The 15,536-nt window shown below is 63.5% G+C and carries 16 protein-coding genes and 1 pseudogene; 6 read left to right on the forward strand and 11 right to left on the reverse strand.

What is annotated here, in order from left to right; genetic code table 11:
- Positions 1–158: 158 nt before the first annotated feature.
- A complete protein-coding gene (locus tag F6B43_RS17215) occupies positions 159–1,016 on the reverse strand; it encodes a hypothetical protein (RefSeq protein WP_150450247.1) in 858 nt (285 codons plus the stop codon).
- Between the two features lie 456 nt (positions 1,017–1,472).
- Between F6B43_RS17215 and F6B43_RS17220 the strand changes: the two genes are divergently transcribed.
- The gene (locus F6B43_RS17220; RefSeq protein ID WP_150450248.1) at positions 1,473–4,211 is read left to right on the forward strand and encodes an AAA family ATPase; all 2,739 of its coding nucleotides are present in this window, start codon (positions 1,473–1,475) and stop codon (positions 4,209–4,211) included.
- Positions 4,212–4,607: 396 nt separating this feature from the next.
- On the opposite strand, the gene F6B43_RS17225 is transcribed toward F6B43_RS17220, so the two are convergent.
- From F6B43_RS17225 to F6B43_RS17245, 5 genes are all read right to left on the reverse strand, one after another.
- A complete protein-coding gene (locus F6B43_RS17225; RefSeq protein ID WP_150450249.1) occupies positions 4,608–5,489 on the reverse strand; it encodes a hypothetical protein in 882 nt (293 codons plus the stop codon).
- Positions 5,490–6,088: 599 nt separating this feature from the next.
- Positions 6,089–7,162 carry a protein kinase domain-containing protein gene (locus tag F6B43_RS17230; RefSeq protein ID WP_170285728.1) on the reverse strand — a complete coding sequence of 358 codons (1,074 nt, stop codon included), beginning with the start codon at positions 7,160–7,162 and terminating at the stop codon, positions 6,089–6,091.
- Positions 7,163–7,382: 220 nt separating this feature from the next.
- Entirely contained in the window at positions 7,383–8,591 is a 1,209-nt protein-coding gene (locus tag F6B43_RS17235) for a ThiF family adenylyltransferase (protein WP_170285729.1), read from the reverse strand.
- Positions 8,592–8,812: 221 nt separating this feature from the next.
- Positions 8,813–9,214, reverse strand: coding sequence for a hypothetical protein (locus F6B43_RS17240; RefSeq protein WP_150450252.1), 402 nt, complete (start codon positions 9,212–9,214; stop codon positions 8,813–8,815).
- A 2-nt stretch (positions 9,215–9,216) separates the two neighbouring features.
- Positions 9,217–9,477, reverse strand: a complete 261-nt coding sequence (locus tag F6B43_RS17245; protein WP_150450253.1) for a multiubiquitin domain-containing protein — start codon at positions 9,475–9,477, stop codon at positions 9,217–9,219.
- A 95-nt stretch (positions 9,478–9,572) separates the two neighbouring features.
- On the opposite strand from F6B43_RS17245, the gene F6B43_RS17250 reads away from it, so the two are divergent.
- Positions 9,573–9,923 carry a helix-turn-helix domain-containing protein gene (locus F6B43_RS17250; protein WP_150450254.1) on the forward strand — a complete coding sequence of 117 codons (351 nt, stop codon included), beginning with the start codon at positions 9,573–9,575 and terminating at the stop codon, positions 9,921–9,923.
- Positions 9,924–9,949: 26 nt separating this feature from the next.
- Complete coding sequence (locus F6B43_RS17255) at positions 9,950–10,513, forward strand: ImmA/IrrE family metallo-endopeptidase (RefSeq protein ID WP_150450255.1); 564 nt, start codon at positions 9,950–9,952, stop codon at positions 10,511–10,513.
- A 232-nt stretch (positions 10,514–10,745) separates the two neighbouring features.
- Here the strand turns inward: F6B43_RS17255 and F6B43_RS17260 are convergent, their stop codons facing one another.
- Positions 10,746–11,213, reverse strand: coding sequence for a hypothetical protein (locus F6B43_RS17260; protein ID WP_150450256.1), 468 nt, complete (start codon positions 11,211–11,213; stop codon positions 10,746–10,748).
- 130 nt (positions 11,214–11,343) lie between these two features.
- Positions 11,344–11,523: a helix-turn-helix domain-containing protein gene (locus F6B43_RS17265; RefSeq protein ID WP_246160032.1), complete on the reverse strand. Its 180-nt coding sequence runs from the start codon at positions 11,521–11,523 to the stop codon at positions 11,344–11,346.
- Positions 11,524–11,641: 118 nt separating this feature from the next.
- Here F6B43_RS17265 and F6B43_RS17270 point away from each other — a divergent pair, with 118 nt between their 5' ends.
- Entirely contained in the window at positions 11,642–12,286 is a 645-nt protein-coding gene (locus tag F6B43_RS17270; RefSeq protein WP_246160033.1) for a hypothetical protein, read from the forward strand.
- A gap of 115 nt (positions 12,287–12,401) precedes the next feature.
- Here F6B43_RS17270 and F6B43_RS17275 read toward each other — a convergent pair whose 3' ends face one another.
- Complete coding sequence (locus tag F6B43_RS17275; protein WP_150450258.1) at positions 12,402–12,614, reverse strand: hypothetical protein; 213 nt, start codon at positions 12,612–12,614, stop codon at positions 12,402–12,404.
- Between the two features lie 302 nt (positions 12,615–12,916).
- The gene (locus tag F6B43_RS17280; RefSeq protein WP_211368193.1) at positions 12,917–13,558 is read right to left on the reverse strand and encodes a hypothetical protein; all 642 of its coding nucleotides are present in this window, start codon (positions 13,556–13,558) and stop codon (positions 12,917–12,919) included.
- Between the two features lie 256 nt (positions 13,559–13,814).
- Here F6B43_RS17280 and F6B43_RS20140 point away from each other — a divergent pair.
- Positions 13,815–13,901 (forward strand): annotated as a pseudogene (locus tag F6B43_RS20140) (DUF2510 domain-containing protein); the annotation flags it as partial.
- 75 nt (positions 13,902–13,976) lie between these two features.
- Positions 13,977–14,768, forward strand: a complete 792-nt coding sequence (locus tag F6B43_RS17285) for a G5 domain-containing protein (RefSeq protein ID WP_246160034.1) — start codon at positions 13,977–13,979, stop codon at positions 14,766–14,768.
- A 29-nt stretch (positions 14,769–14,797) separates the two neighbouring features.
- On the opposite strand, the gene F6B43_RS17290 is transcribed toward F6B43_RS17285, so the two are convergent.
- The gene (locus tag F6B43_RS17290; RefSeq protein ID WP_150450261.1) at positions 14,798–15,529 is read right to left on the reverse strand and encodes a GntR family transcriptional regulator; all 732 of its coding nucleotides are present in this window, start codon (positions 15,527–15,529) and stop codon (positions 14,798–14,800) included.
- Between the last annotated feature and the right edge of the window lie 7 nt (positions 15,530–15,536).

Raw genomic sequence — 15,536 nt, forward strand, 5'->3', positions numbered from 1 at the left:
ACCAGGCCTCGCAGAGTGTCCGTGGTTGCCTTGCTGGGGCTCCGACTCCGTTGTAGTCGGCCGGGTTGCCCGTGAGCCGGTCGGCGAGCGTCGGCGGCTCCGAGCACATGCGGACACATTGGGTGAAGGCGCTTCGTTCGTCGGCGCCGCAACGATACCTACTCGATGCGCTCCGTTTGTTCGTCCAACTCGTCTAGCGTTGCCAAGGTGGCGGGAGTCTGTGGCGAACTGGCGCGGGTTTCCCACCGTCCGGCACTCTGCCGCTCGATAACGCGCAAGTCGAGGTTTTCGTACGGCAACACGGGCCTGCCGGATACGGACAGACCGTCGGTAGTTCGGACCGCAAAGTGCTCCACTCGAATCGACTGATAGACCTTTGACACCTGGACCGGACCGCCCACGGAGACCTCGTCCGCATCTTTTGTCTGCAGGTAGAGGTATTCGAGCGGGTGATAGTCGAGCGCGCCGGATATAACACCCTTGTTGTAGTCGCGCGCAAGAGCACCCTGCACGCGTCGGCCAGCCTCGCCGATCGTGGTGAAGCGGGTGCCACGCCCAACCCCTCGAAGGCTTGGGGGCAGCCGACTGGAGGTTGTATTGCCCGTAAACCGCCAGTTCACCTCATCGAATGTATAGCGGTAGATGCGGAATCCTCCCAGCCTCCACGACCATCCGGCGAGAAGAAACTCGCACTCAGGCGACTCTTCAGCGGCTTCCCCTTTGGCTTCACCTAGGACGCCATTGAGAACGTTCTCGAGGTGCCGAGCGAACTGTGGAAGATCGAGGGTTCGGAGGACCGAGCCGTTGTAGGAGCGAGTCGTGGCCACCGCTTGGAACACCAGGGGTAGTGCACGCCAAGTGTTGCCGGCGAAGGCGAGAACGGCGTCGTCTCGCCCCACGTCAAAAATCTTCGCGCAGGCATCCCAGCGCTCACCTCCTCCCAAACGGCTATCACTCGCGATGACCATCTCCGTGAGTACACCAACCCGACGCTCCCAAGCCACGACTGAAGTCATGGGGAAACGCTAGCCGCGTTGCTATTCAGGTCGACCGCTGATCTGGCGAAAGTGAGTAGAAGACCATTCATCGAGGGGATGGCAATCGTTCAGCATCGTATCGTGGCCGAACCTCGCCAGCCGCTTCCTCCCTCATTGAACTCGATTCGCGTTAGACCGGCACGTGCCAATGAGCGATGACCTTGCCACATTCGCGCAGGAGAATCCGTATATGGCACGTCCACTGCCGAGCACGGGCACGACCTCTCGACCCCTTGAACGCAGCGAGTCGAAGAGCAAGAGCAATGAACGCAGCGAGTCGAAGAGCAATAGCAATGAACGCAGCGAGTCGAAGAGCAAGAGCAATGCACGCAGGCACCTTTGGTGAGCGGAGCCGTCTAGAACCACTTAGCTACACGCGGCTTCATCGCGGAAAAATACCTGGATAAGGCCGAAAAACGCTCGTACTCTGGCGGCATGCGCGGAGGTCTCGAGCGATGGAAACGTGGCGTCGAATCCCACGGCGTCCGACAGGCGATCGCCTACGCGCACGAGGGCACCTGCGACGCTCACCTCCAACACGCGACCGGCGCGGAAGCGCTTGAGGCGTACAGTGCAGCATCCAATTCAGCCGTCTCGCGGTTCATCGTGGAGAACGGTGTCGTCACTTCCGACGAACTCAGTGCCGGCGGCCTTCGTGTCTGGCTCACCGGGCACGACCCAATCACGGGGGAGGAGCGCGGCCATCAGCGACTGAGCCCCGACGCCGACCTCCTACTCGATGGGACGCTCAATCACCCGAAGTCCTACAGCATCGCCGCGCTGCTGCATCCCGAAATCGCTGCCGAGTTCGAGGCGCTCCAGGATCGGCTGCGCGAGCGCATCTTGCTCACGTGGCAGACCGCGCTTAACGCGCGGCGCGGACACGGCGGTCTCATCCGCGAGGACATCACCCGCATCGAAGTCGTGGAGCTGCAGCACCGACGCTCCCGCGCGCTCGACCCGCACATCCACCGGCACCTCTGGCTGAACATCAAGGTGCTCGGCGCGGACGGCAGGTGGTCGAATGTCGACTCGCGCGTCGCGATGAAACTGCAGACTGTGGTGAATGCCGAAGGTGACCTCGCCGCGCGCACCGACCCCGCGTGGATCGCCGCGCTCGCTCGTCACGGATACACACTCGACGACGTGGGTGAGATCTCCCAGCTCGCCGGTGCCGTGCGCCCTCTCTCCCGCCGGTCGGCGCAGATCGAGACCAACCGCGCGCGCCTCATCGCCGAGTGGTCGGCAGCTAATGGGGGATCGGCGCCGAGCGTCGAGGTGCATCGTCAGATCGACCGGCGCGCGTGGGCTGTGTCGCGTCCGAACAAGCCGACCGATCTCGATGAGATGACGTGGGAGGCGACGGTCCGCGACGAGATCGCAACGATCGACCCGATTCTGGTCGCCAAGCGAGCACCGATCGACATCGCTGCGACAGCCCTCGAAGCACTCGATTTTGACCAGCTCGCCGCCATGGCAATCGTCGACGCGGACGAGCGGTCGACATCGTCGGGAGGACGGTTCAGCCGCTTCGATCTCCGGGCCGGTGCAACGCGCGCTCTCTCGCGCACGGGCGTCGTCGCGGAGCGCGATCAGCTCGACGGCGTCATCGCGGAGATCAGCACTCGCGCCGCGAGGTCAGTCGTAGGCCTTGTTGCGGGTCCCGCTCCTTCGCACGTGAAGGCGTTCATGGCGACCGAGACCGCCCGCGCGAAGACCCGTCTTGCTGGGCGCTTGGACGCGCTCGCCGCGCCAGGACGTTCAATGCTGATCGAGGAATTGCGAGGAGCTGCGCCGACGGAGGACTTCTCGATTCTGGATACTTCGCAGACCGTTGCGGCGTGCGCCATCGCCGGAACCGACGGACTCGTGACTGTGACCGGTCCCGCCGGGTCGGGAAAGACCACGATGCTTCGTGTCGCGTTCCGCGCACTCAGCGCGCAGCGACGGCGGATGCTGGTGGTTGCACCAACGCGCAAGGCGGCCTCGGTGGCCGCTGAAGAGATCGGGACGGCATCCAGCATCCACGCGCTGCTTACCGACCATGGATATCGCTGGAGCACCGACGATGTCGGTGCACAGGTGTGGACACGGCTGAGTCGTGGCGAAGCCGACCCGATTGCGGGCGGCAGGTACAGCGGTCCCGCGCGCTGGGTGCTGCGTGCTCGCGACAGGATCGTCGTCGACGAAGCCGGCATGGTCGATCTGCAGACGGCGAACGCCCTTACTGAACTCGCGCTCGAGTTGCGGGTCGGTCTTGCGTTCGTAGGCGACCCGCGTCAGGCGTTGCCGGTCGGACATGCTGGGGCGATGGGGTTCGCGATCCGGCACGCCAACGCGTCCGTCGAGCTCGATACTGTGCATCGATTCCGCGATCCCGAGTACGCCGCCCTCACCTTGCGGCTGCGCGAGACGGGGGACCGGAACCACGCACTGGAGGTTGCGAGCGAACTCGCGGAGCGTGGTCACGTCGAGCGAGTCGACCACCACGAAGCGGCTCGTGAACGCATGATCGAGGCGTACTTCGACTGGCACGGTCGCGGCAAGCGAGTCACGTTGGTGTCCGCGACCAACGCAGAGGCGGACGCAATCAATGACGCGATCCAGCAACGTCGCGTCGACCAGGGTGACCTCGATGCGCACATAATGGCGTGGGGGATGGGGGAGCAGCGGATCCTCATCGGCGACACCGTGCAGACCCGCCGCAACGACCGGCTTACCGGGGTTGAGAACCGCGCGCAGTGGGTGGTGCGCGGAATCCACGACGAGTTCATATCGCTCGTGTCCGCCAGTGACAGCGGCGAGCTTCGGCACGTTCCCCACGAGTATGCGCGTGAACACCTGCAGCTCGCTTACGCGTCGACCGTGCACGGGGTGCAGGGTGAGACGGCCTATGCGTCAGTGGTCGGGCCGGATGTGGATGCCGCGGGACTCTATGTCGGTCTGACGCGGGGTCGCGCGCACAACGTCGCGATCGTTGTAGCCCGGACGGATGCCGCCGCCTGCGAATGCCTGGCGGACTCGATGCAGCGCGGCACAACAGAACTGACTATTCGGGATGCAATGCACGCGGCTCAGACCGAAATGCGGCGCGCGGCGAGGAATCGGGACGCGGTGGCGGACGCGTGGCTAGTGACCGGAGCGGCAGCCGCAGGGCGTGGGATCGCGATCTAGCGCTGCCCGATTAGCCGCGGTCAGGGGGAGCGTAGCTGGGCGACTAGTGGGCGCCTGATCGTGCTTCGCACCGGGACACGTGTGTATGCATGAGAGACCGGGCCGCGGCGAGGGCGGCGCGGCTGGTCGTGCTCGCCGGGACCACAACGAACACCTGGACCCACGGAAGCACTGGCCGATGACGAAAAACTTGAAGCATGGCGGAAGAAGTGCCGCTCTCGCGCACTAGCCGCGAACTGCCGAACCTTCGATATTCGGCAACGGCCAACCTCGACTAGTCACGACTTCGACGGCTGATCGCCGGAAATCTGGTTACAAGAGGGTTGCCGAGCTTGTGCCAAATCGAGTAGCGACACTTATCGATCGCGTTAGTGTCGATGTAGTCCGGTGAACTTTTCAGTTGAGCCATGATGTGCCGTTGAGCTCAGACATACGGACAACCAAACGTGACATGAGCGTTTGATTCTCCCGTGTCGGGTTTACAGAGAAGAGCTCCTGTGCTCGTTCGACCGCGCGTGCGGCCCCGGCAGAGCCTGCGAGAAGTTCCTCAGTCGCCCAATGAATTGCCGCCGCAGTTGCGGCGACATCGACGCCTTCCTTAACGAGACCATTCACCGCCGACTCGTAGAGGTGCCGGCCGAGCACGGCATCTCCTGTTCGGAATGCGATTAGTCCGCCAGTTGCCGCGAGCACCAACTTCGCATGAGCGTTCGTCGACGCCCTCGCTGCTGATACGTAGTGCAGCGCCAATGCGATGTCTCCCGAGTGAGTAGCCGCGAACGCCGCGTTATTCAGCAGTAGTGGGTCATGTGGGTGCGCAACCAGGCCGACCTGTGCACCGTGCAGAGCCGTCCGCCAGTCTTCTGCGATCGACGCCGCAAAGGACGTGAATAGAGCGGCCTGAAGCGAAAATGGCTGGTCAGCTTGCCAGGTCGCCGCTTCCATGGAAGCCTCTTGCCACTTCGATGCTCGAACGTGTGCGCGGAAGCGCGCTTCGTTCGCTGCCTCGACATCGAACGACGGCGTGTCTAGGCGAAGCCCCCTTGAGTCGGCCCACTCGGCTTGGGCGACAGTGTTTTCCGTCGGATCGATTAGAGATCTTCGGAACAAGTCTCGTGCGTTTCGGTCCCGTCCTGCTGCGAACTCGAGGGTGGCGAGTTCGCTTGCAAGCTCCGTGACATGTGATTCAGCGAAATCGCCGACTGCGAGAAGTTCTCGGGCCGGGCGCACTTCCTTGCGTTCGCCAGCGATCTCTGCGATTGCGAGTGCGGAGGCCATGAGCCAAGGGTCGGAGCGATGCACGTGACTAGTGGTCAGGATTGCGTGAGCGCGCGACGGATCGCCCTGGTGAAGGAAGAGCCGGGCCGCAGATCGAAGCACGAAGCGACTCCAGGGAGCGATCTGGAGTGCACCGAGAACCTGACGTCTAGCTCGGTCCCTCTCGCCTCGAATGGTATAGGCGAGCGCCAAGTCGACCCGTGCAACCGCATTCCGTGGTCGAACGCGCAATAAAGATCGGAGACGGGCGACCTGATCGACGCTTGCGAGCGCTCCTACATCGGGCGCCGAGCGAGAGTCTTGCGAAATTGCTCGCAACGCAAATCCCCTGAGAGGCTCCTCAGGATCCGAGTCGAGAAGTTGCGAAGCTGCTTCAACAATCTGGTCGGCGTCGGCCCCCGATGCAATAAGCGCACTGACATAGTCGGCCCGCACCCATGACGAATCGGATTCCGCGACCTCGTGGCGCAACTTGGCGACTTCATTTGACCGCTGAGATCCAGCAACATGAAGACTGCCGAGTTCGCTCCCTTCAGCGGTCCGACGAAACACACGCCAGCGAGGAACTACCTGACGGTCTGTGTCGCCAGGCTCGACGGTCACGAGCTCGTCCCGAGCGCCCGTCGACGAGCCAAGAGATCCAAAGCTGAAACGACTCGATCCAACGCGTAGGGAGAACCGTGCGCTTGGCGCCGCGTAACTGGATGCCCCCGTTTGGTCGGATCTGGCTCGCAGAGATACTCGACCATGGGAGTCAGAGATCCCGTCAATGCTGCGGGAAACCGAGTCGCGATGTGTTCGAGAGCGCCAGCGAATGCGTCTTCAAGGTACGGAATGGCTGCGTCGAAAGAGTCGCCAAATCGCGCCCAGTGCAACTCCGGGGCGAGTTCATACGCCAGCAAAGCGTTCATGGTCCATGCTGTGAACGTGAAGCTGATTAGACTCCCAAGCTGGTAGAGGTCTGCTGCTTCTCGCCTCGTGCGCTCATCGGGATGCGCAAATCTGTAGAGCTGTTCAGGTGGTGCATACGCCGGGTCCCCGGGCATGATCGCCGAGTCGAGGGGGGACGGGTGGCCGCTTCGGTGTGCTTGGCCAAGGTCAGCCAGCTTGCCAACAGATCGTCCACCTGAGTCGTTTGGGAACACGAGAAAGTTGGACGGCTTGACATCTTGGTGAGCGACATGGATCGAATGGAGCTGACGCAGCCCGAGCGCCATGCTGTGCGCGTACTCGAGCCTCACTACATCATCGATGTCCGTGCTCATCGATAGCGCTTTGCGAACGTCGTGGGTTGCAAGCTCAAAAACGATGTAACTGACCGAGCCGAGCACGCCGAAGCCATCGATGAATATCTCTCCATGGTCAATGGCCACCACGACGCGAGACAGCCGTCGCTCACCGCACATAAGACAGAGGTCACGCTCAGCAGCGAAAGCATTCGTGAGAGCGCGCATGTTGTCGACAAAGTTCCCGCCAATAAAAGCCCGAGCGATATTGAGGACTTTGACGAATCCTTGCGTTCCGTCCGGCCGGCTCGCGAAATAGCAGATGCCGAAGTTCCCACCGGTAGCATCCGGATCAATGTCGCGCTTGCGATGTATCGTCCAGCCGCCCGGAAGTTCAACCCCTTCGAGTGAGTTCGCTGCATTAGGAATTGAATCTGCTATGCCCATTTGGTCTCCCATTACAGTCTCTGTAGCGATCTAGCTGAAACCCCAAACCGACCTTCAAGCTGCGGCTGAACTCCGCGTCAGGCAGTGCACCAGGCTAAGTCCGAAGCGAGCAAAGCAATTATCTCAGATCGGTGAAATCCTCCAGCGCGACCACCTAGCACCGTAGATTCCACCTAAAAGTGGGCCATTGAAGATGGCAACGGACCACACTCTTCACAGCTCAGCGGACCTTCGTGGGGAGGCGTCTTGCATCCCCGCGCGCAAAGCGTGCTGGTCCGCAGTTTGGGCAACGCGGGTCGATCCTTTGTGAGTATTCCACGGTCTCGTCGATGAGCGGGTGGATGGTCATCCAACGGTCGGGGGTTACGAGATCGGAAGTCAGGCCGGTGACACTCATCATCCAGTCGTTGACGGCGTGGGCGGCTGCGACGGCGTTGAGCGTGATGACGCTGGGTGAGGGAACGTCGGCATCGTCGAGATATCGCTGTCGGCGACGTTCGCCTTGGCTCTTGGCTTCCTCCTGGAGCAGGACGGGGCTGATCAGTTGAGCGCAGCGTAGACACCCGTCGCCCGGGACGCTGGCGCGAACTGCGGAGAAGATGTCCGCGATCTCGCCGCCCTCCTCCACGAGGGATACCTTCGCGCCGACCTGCGTGGTGGGGATGAAGTACTGGTGGGTGAGCACATCGACCAGCCGACGGGCGGAGTGGGCATCCGCGGCAAGGAAGATGTGATCGCAGTCCTTCAGCATCTCTGCGACCTCGGGTTCAAGCACATCATCGACAACGGTGGTGACAGTGACGGTACGGGACGCTTCGCGTGCCACACGCGCGGCGATCTTGACTTTGGGCTCTGCGAGTCCGCGGCCGATCCGTCGGACCCACTCGGGTCGATTTTCGGCGGTGAGCAAACTCCGAGCATCCCGTCGGCGCGCGCCGACGACGCGGGAGAGGTTGGAGATCTCGATCCGGTCGGGATCGATCAGGAGGATCTCACCAACGCCAAGGCGGGCGACGTACTCGTTGACGAGAGATCCGGCGCCGCCGAGGCCGATGATTGCGACGCGTTGCGTAGCGAGGATTGCCTGGCCGCGGTCCCCGAATATCCGCGACTGGCGGTCGTACGCTTCGCCGGCGTGGGCGGGGCGCCGTGGCTCCGGATGGAGCTGGAGTTGTGGGCGCCCCACGACCTGCAGGCGATCGATGGTCACGCGAGTGCCGTCGGCGAGCCAAAGGTCGCCCGCCACGGCGTTGCGGGCGAACACCAGCGCACCCACCGCGGGTCGTTGAGTGATGTCCAGGAGGGCGGGATAACCGCGCTCGTGTGAGGCCATATCGATATCGGAAAACTCGACTCGATCGATACCGCCGTGGCAGTGCACGGCCACGTAGATCAGCTGGTCGTCGGCACAGGACTCTGCCGCGTGCAACACGAACTGGGGTGTGAGCTTGCGGTACCCGCGATCGCCCGGGATGTAGTCGATCCCGTCGAGCGCGTAGAGGATGTCGTGTACGAGGAGCCGGCTGCCACGAGATGTCTGGGCCAGGCCGCACCGCAGGATCGCGGCGTGCTCGTCTCGGTCCCCAGGGTAAAGGTGGGCGAAGAGCGCCCGCCAATCGTCCTGGGTGATGTGTACCGACCAGGGGCCGTTCATCCGCGGAGCCATTCCAGGATGCGGTGCAGCTTCGATGCGGCGGTGTCCAGGTCGGGATCCCAATTTCGGCTGCTGCGGGACAGCTGGGTGACCGGCTCGGTGTCACCATCGGGCCCCCAGGCGACCTGCTGAAACCCGTCCCCGGACTGCAGCGCGGTGCCATCCCGCAGAGTGAGCCCGGGGGCGCAGACGTGCGGGTAAACCTGTGCCTCGGGGTAGCTGTACACAAGGTGGAAACCGATCCACGATGACCGGAGGTTGAATCGATCTCCGAGCGCAAGCGGCTCAACCTTGACAAATGTTCCCCCGACGCCGTCCTCACGATGAGTGACGACGGCGTCGGGGAAGGATGCCACGAGTTGCTCGAGCGCCTCGGCAACGTCTTCAGCGAGCGCCATGGTCAGGAATTGTCCTCGCCGGTCACAGCGCGGAACTCATCGCCGTTCTGAACGGTGATCGTGTCGGTGTCGGCAACAGGATGAAACTTCGCGCCCTTCTTCTCGGACAGCTGGAAGTCCAGTCCGATGGCGACGCCCTGAGCGATGGCGGACTCCTTGATGACGCGTCCGGTGACGTGCTTGTCGGGCAGGTCGACCGGCTTGCGGTTGACGGTGACGCTGACAACCCGGTTCTTGACCTTCTCGGTGATGGTGCTGGACATGGCTTCTCCTTGCTCTACTCTGAAACTCCCACGATTGCAAGAGTCGAACTCTATTCTAGCACGCGATTGCAGAAGTCAAATTGAAAGGCACACTCATGGCCAAGGGCACCTTCGACGCCGCCGCCTTCTACGCCGCCCTCAATCAAACGCGTGAGGCGCGACAGCTGACCTGGAAGCAGGTCGCCGCGCAGGCCGGCGTAAGCGCATCCACTCTCACCCGTATGGCGCAAGGGAAACGCCCGGACGTCGACGGGCTGGCCGCACTTGCGGCGTGGAGCAGCCTGAACGCCGACACGTTCGTAAATAGAGGCGACTCCGATGCCGAACCGGAGACGATAGCGATGATCTCCACCTACCTGCGAGCGGACAAGCATCTTTCGGCTGATGCAGCCCACGCCCTGGAAAGCATCATCGCCACCTCGTACAACCAGCTGCGGAAGAAGTAGCCACGCACGCTCTTGGAGGGGCTCCCATGGCATCGACTGCCGGGTTCGTCAAAAAGCACGTCACCGATCTCGCCTACCAGACTCGCGAGGAGCTTGGCCTGAGTCCGTTCGACCGACTCGACCCACTTGCACTCGCGGAGTATTTGGCAATCCCGGTCCGCAAACTCTCCGAGCTGCGAGACGAGAATCCGCAGGCGAGCGACTACTTCTTGACAGGCGACCCCGGCGCGTTTTCTGCGGTGACCGTCTTCCGCGGAACCGAGCGCCGCATCTTGCACAACGACGCCCACTCTCCCGGCCGTCAAGCCAGCAACATCTGCCACGAACTAGGTCACGGTCTTCTCCTGCACGAGCCGACCCCCGCACTGGACGGCTCAGGGTGCCGAGACTGGGACCAAGTGATGGAAGACCAGGCGCAGTGGATGGCTGGTGCATTGCTCGTCCACGAAACAGGCCTCATCTCGGCACTGCGTCGGGGGCAAGACGTCGTCGACATCGCAAGGCGATACGGCACCAGCGAAGACATGGTTACGTGGCGAATCAACATGACGGCTGCATATCGGCGCGCGCGGCAACCAGTACGGAGGTAGAGCAGCTGGGACGCGGGTGTCGTATGGGCTCATTTGATGCCCCTCCTCGCGACGAGCGGCGACGAACCCGCCGCAAGTGTTGGAGAAAGGATTCTCGTAGCAAAGGCGACGTTGCGCCGGACTCAGCGCATTCGGCGACTGAGCACTCGACCCGACAGTTGGGACGGGCGCGCGGCTTTGGATCTTGCGCGATCTGCACGCCAAACCCATCCCGGCCCGAAATAGGGAGCCGCTACTTAGAGTGGCTCTGGCTAGCCCACGCGTCCCACTCTCGGTCGTCGACCGCATTCGCCCACTCGCGAGGTTGATGGGCTTTGTGGCCGTTCGAACACTGGCCGTAGTACGCGTGACGGAGGCGGGCCCGTGCGACGTCGAGTTGCTCGTGCCATCGGATCGGCCCGAGTCCCGCGTCCGAGGGGTCGAATGCAGCGATGTGGCTGGCGTGCAGCGCCGCGAGCTCCTCGACGAGCTCATCATGTCTCCACCAGCACACCGGCACGACCGACTCCGAGAAGTCATAGCGGACGGTGACCCACTCCACCCACTCGCGCAGCGAGTCCCACGCGGCAGGGGCATCGGCATCCTTCAGCTTCTGCCAGGCGGTGAGGGTTGGCGGTACGGCGGGGATCTCGAAGTGGACGTCGCTGATGTCCTCGCGCAGGAGGAAGTCGAGGTCGAGGGGGCTATCGTCATCGATCACGCTGCAATCCCTTCGAGAAGGTCGAGCCCCCGGCTGAGCGCCTGGGGAGCGAGTGCGGAACCTGCGCTGCTCGCGCGGTGGCGTAACCGTACTGCGTCGCGGTTGTCATGTCCACGGTGAGAGTCGGCTCTCAGGCGCGAACGCCAAACACCCGCAGCAACGCAGCGCGCGGGATCATCAGCCGTGGGCCGAGTTCGACCGTCGGGATCGTGCCGGACTCGATACCGAGCTTGATCGTGCGGTAGTCGACGCCGACGAGCTTGGCAGCATCCTTCATCGTCAGGGCCAGGCAGTCTTGCGATCGATTCATCACATTTCCCTTCGTGAGCCAGCAATGTCAGTCTCCCTTCGCTGCAAGCTAGCATAGATTTGAGCCAAGATCGACAGTCTTCTTCGCGATTCCGCACCCACCTGGAATAGTGGGCGTCATGGCAGACGTCGAGACATATGGCATCAGCGACGAACGCATTGATCTGGGCAGCGGGGTGACGCTGCCAACGTCTTGGCATGCGCGGGTATCGGGAGAGCAGGACGTACCCGGCACGATCACGGTGCGGGTGGAGTGGGATGCCGCACTCGGCCGCTCTGCGGTCGCCTTCGCGGCGCTCGAGCGCGACGGGGAGGGCGTCGACATCACTGGCCAGGTGCTACGCGAGGTGCGCACGCACTGGATCATGGCAATGTCCGCTCTCGAGGTCGTCACCGTTGACGTAGTCGCGGCTGAGGATGGCGACCATGACCGCATCTCGGCAGGGGAATTCCTCAGCCGAATGCAGGCGCAGGAGGATCGTGACCGTCAGGATTCCCTCGCCGACGCGGTGGGCGTCTATCGAGTCGCGACCGCGCTCAGCTACCCGCCGCTCAAACTCGTCGCCGACACCCTTAACGTTAGCCAGAGCACCGCGACCCGGCTCATGAGTCGCGCGCGAGATACGGGTTTGGCGCCCGAAGTTCGGATCCAGGAGCCGCGGCGAGCGCCGGCGATAGACCCCTACAACCTCCGCAAGCCGTTCGACCCTTCGGGACCGCACTACGGACCGTCGCATCCCGGAGGTCCGTCGATCGGACGATGAGCAACTCCGCTGTGGTTCGACAGACCGCTCCGATGCCGTCTCCACACCGTTATCGGCGATTTGCGCAGTATGCTCAACCAGGTAGACTTCTGCTACCAGAAGCTGAGCAATGTGCCTATTTGAGCCTATTTGTCGATAGTGTCGATTTTGATGGCGGGATCACCGCCTTGAAGGGAGCCAGAAGCCCCGATTTTTCGGGGATTTTTGCCCGCATCTTGCCCGCGAACTGTTTGCCGCAGCCTGTTTTGAGCGGTCGCACGTTGTTGTCGGACGTCTCATCGATCCGCGTAATTCCGCGGTTTTCGTCGATTTCAGCTGGATTGAGCATTATGCTCAATGTTTTCGAGTCCCTCCAGGGGGAGAGCCGATCTTCTGTCTGAGCATGCAATTCGTCTGGCGTCAGGCCAGATGGTGCCGACTATGTCGGCTCGTGCCCGCCGCATCCCAACGTGCGCTTGGCGGCGGACGGCGTGGGCGAGGAGGTCTGGCTAGGCGCAGTCGGCAGGGCTACGCTGCAACATCCGACCCGGTCAGTAGGAACGTGCATCCATGATGCAGCCAGGCGGAGGGTCAGCGATCGGCAAGTGGATCGCCTGCCGCGCGCGCGAAAGAGACTCCGAACCTTCTCCGCTATTTTTCCGTTCGTAGCGAGATCTCGTAACTCGCCAGAATCACAATCGATCGTCCGAGTCCCCCAGGGCCCGCCTCTTCCCGCAGTTCCTCAGAGTCGTCGAACAGGGCACGCTGGCGCTCGTCGCGGAGAAGCCGATTGATAGGCCTTCCCGCCAGCTCGTCTTCCGCGAGCACTTCCCCTAGCACCTCGCCCAAGAGCTCCTGGTCGGATACACGGCGACGCACTTCCTCGCGCCGCGCGTGCGCGTCCAACTCGAGAATTTGCGCCTCTGCGTTAAGACGCCGGGCGTCTGCACGTTCCTTCTCGGCTCGCGCGACTGATTCATCGGCCTCTGCCTGAAGCTTCCATCCCTCGGCGACATCTCGGCCGGAGCGCGACATACGCCCGACCACGAGTGAGATGGCCGTGAGGGTGCTCAGGATCGCCGTCGGAACCAAAATCACGAGAGTGAAGTCGCTGCCGTAGCGGGCGCGAGCAATTGTGAGCTGCGGATCGGGGACCCGTGCGGCGAGGCCGGCCGCATAGCAGAGCCACTCCACCGAAGAGACGAGCTCGGAATACTCCAGAATTGTGAGGTCGTCCGGGAGCTTCTTCTCTGCCACAAAGGTACTCAGGTCGGTGGAGAGCGAATTCGACAAGGCCATGGCTCGAAGATAGCGGCACGCCTGCCGCGCATTGGACGCGGCCAAAATGGGCCATGGGTGTGGCAAATACCTTGGTGGCAGGGGCAGCTGCACTTCTTGGTATGACCTGAGTAGGAGACGCGATACTGCATTGCCGTGGCCTCAGTGCGCAGCTTGATCAGGTGCTACGACTTTCGGCCGATCGCTAGTTGAAAGTGCCGCCCACCCCTAGAGTCAGGTCAACATCCACGGAGCCTCTGGGGGAGGACCGATGTCGAACTCGCAGCCGGGATGGTTTCCGGATCCCAGCGATCACAACAGATTGCGGTGGTGGGACGGGAGCACGTGGACGCCTGGGGTCTCCCAAGAGGGGAAGGTTTGGGAGCAGCCGCTGCCTCCGCAAGCCCGGACAAACACCGGGCCGCGGGTTCCCGTGTGGGTGTGGGCACTGGTCGGGATCCTCCTGCTCGTCCTCGTCGTCTTCCTTTCGCCCGTGATTGTGCCGATCGCTCTCGTCATCCTCGTCACCGGGATCGTCGGTGTGAGCAGAGGGTCGCGCACGTGGCTGCGGCTGAAGTCGCGTCGCGCCGCGATCGGGGTGACCGTCGGAGCCGCCGCGCTCCTCCTCGTCACGGGGAGCGTGTCCGCTGCGGTACTCACCAAACCGGCCGAGCCGCCGAGCGCTGTTCAGCCGGCGAAGTTCGCCGACGCGGGGAAGACCGACGCGACCCCGGCCACATCATCACCCACGAGCACCCCCACCCCGACTCCGACTCCGACTCTTACTCACGTGACGACCACCCGCGACGAGGTCGTCAACGAGGAGATCGCCTTCGACAAGACGAGCGTTGAGGACGCGAATCTCCCACGTGGCCAGACCGCGGTCGCGGTGGGCGGCCAGCCGGGCCAGCGCACGCTCACCTACACCGTCACGCTCGTGGACGGAGTGGAGACAAGCCGAGAGCTGAAGTCCGACGTCGTCACTGCCGACCCCGTCACCGAGGTCACTTCGGTCGGGATCTACGACGCTCCCGCGCCACCCCCGCCCGCAGCATCCACCTGCAACTCGAACTATGCCGACGCGTGCGTGCCCATCGCGAGCGACGTGGACTGCGCCGGGGGCGAAGGCAACGGACCCGCCTACTTCGACGGGGTCGCTCGGGTCGTCGGCACGGACGTGTACAAGCTGGACGGGGATGGCGACGGCTACGCCTGCAACCATTGAGAGTGTCCGCTGCATGACAAACGCGAGGGTCAGCTGACCCGCTTCCAGCTCGCGCCGTAGCGACGCAGGTGCATCCTCGTGCGGTCGCCGCGGAAGTAGTCGTGGGCGAACTCGATGGGGGTGCCGTCGTCGGTGCGTGCGGTACGCCACACCTGGAGCACTGCGGCACCGACCGCGATCCCGAGGTGCGCTGCGGTGGTCTCATCTGCGGCGGCGATGTCGACGGTCTCGTCGGCTTCGGCCGGCTCGAGGCCGTATTTCTCGGCCAGCAGGGCGTAGAGCGAGCCGTGGAGCGCGTGGCTGCCGATCGCGGGCACGAGCCGCGCGGGCAGCACGGAGGTGTCTAACGACCAGGGCGTTCCGTCCGCATCCCGACGCCGCACGATGCGCACGACGTTCTCGCCGGCGGCGAGCGCGAGTCCGCGCCTCTCGCTCGGCGTCGCGAGCCCGATGTCGACGCGGATGACGACGGTGGTGGAGCGCCGGCCCTGCTGCCGGAGCATGTCGGGCACACCCGCTGTCGTGTTGAGCTGCCGCTCGATCTTGCCGTCGGCGACGAAGATCCCGCCGCTGCGACCCATCGTGCGGCGGATCGAGCCGCGGTTCTCGAGCTCGGTCAGCGCGAGGCGCAGCGCGGTGCGGGCGACGCCGAGCTGCTCGGCGAGCGCGCGCTCGCTAGCCAACCGTTCACCCGGTCGGAGCCCCTCATCCGAGATCTGTCGCTCGATCTGATCGATGAGGCGCAGGGTGACCTCATTCATGTCGTCA

It is taken from the genome of Microbacterium rhizomatis (assembly GCF_008710745.1).
Lineage (GTDB): Bacteria > Actinomycetota > Actinomycetes > Actinomycetales > Microbacteriaceae > Microbacterium > Microbacterium rhizomatis.

Bases quoted from the DNA above. Each gene is read 5' to 3' on its own strand.
- F6B43_RS17270 (WP_246160033.1), top strand. From the start codon at position 11,642: ATGGCAGACGTCGAGACATATGGCATCAGCGACGAACGCATTGATCTG.
- F6B43_RS17275 (WP_150450258.1), bottom strand. From the start codon at position 12,614: ATGCTCAATCCAGCTGAAATCGACGAAAACCGCGGAATTACGCGGATC.
- F6B43_RS17230 (WP_170285728.1), bottom strand. From the start codon at position 7,162: ATGGGCATAGCAGATTCAATTCCTAATGCAGCGAACTCACTCGAAGGG.
- F6B43_RS17220 (WP_150450248.1), top strand. From the start codon at position 1,473: ATGCGCGGAGGTCTCGAGCGATGGAAACGTGGCGTCGAATCCCACGGC.
- F6B43_RS17255 (WP_150450255.1), top strand. From the start codon at position 9,950: ATGGCATCGACTGCCGGGTTCGTCAAAAAGCACGTCACCGATCTCGCC.
- F6B43_RS17240 (WP_150450252.1), bottom strand. From the start codon at position 9,214: ATGGCGCTCGCTGAAGACGTTGCCGAGGCGCTCGAGCAACTCGTGGCA.
- F6B43_RS17245 (WP_150450253.1), bottom strand. From the start codon at position 9,477: ATGTCCAGCACCATCACCGAGAAGGTCAAGAACCGGGTTGTCAGCGTC.
- F6B43_RS17265 (WP_246160032.1), bottom strand. From the start codon at position 11,523: ATGAATCGATCGCAAGACTGCCTGGCCCTGACGATGAAGGATGCTGCC.
- F6B43_RS17215 (WP_150450247.1), bottom strand. From the start codon at position 1,016: ATGACTTCAGTCGTGGCTTGGGAGCGTCGGGTTGGTGTACTCACGGAG.
- F6B43_RS17290 (WP_150450261.1), bottom strand. From the start codon at position 15,529: ATGAATGAGGTCACCCTGCGCCTCATCGATCAGATCGAGCGACAGATC.
- F6B43_RS17250 (WP_150450254.1), top strand. From the start codon at position 9,573: ATGGCCAAGGGCACCTTCGACGCCGCCGCCTTCTACGCCGCCCTCAAT.
- F6B43_RS17225 (WP_150450249.1), bottom strand. From the start codon at position 5,489: ATGGCCTCCGCACTCGCAATCGCAGAGATCGCTGGCGAACGCAAGGAA.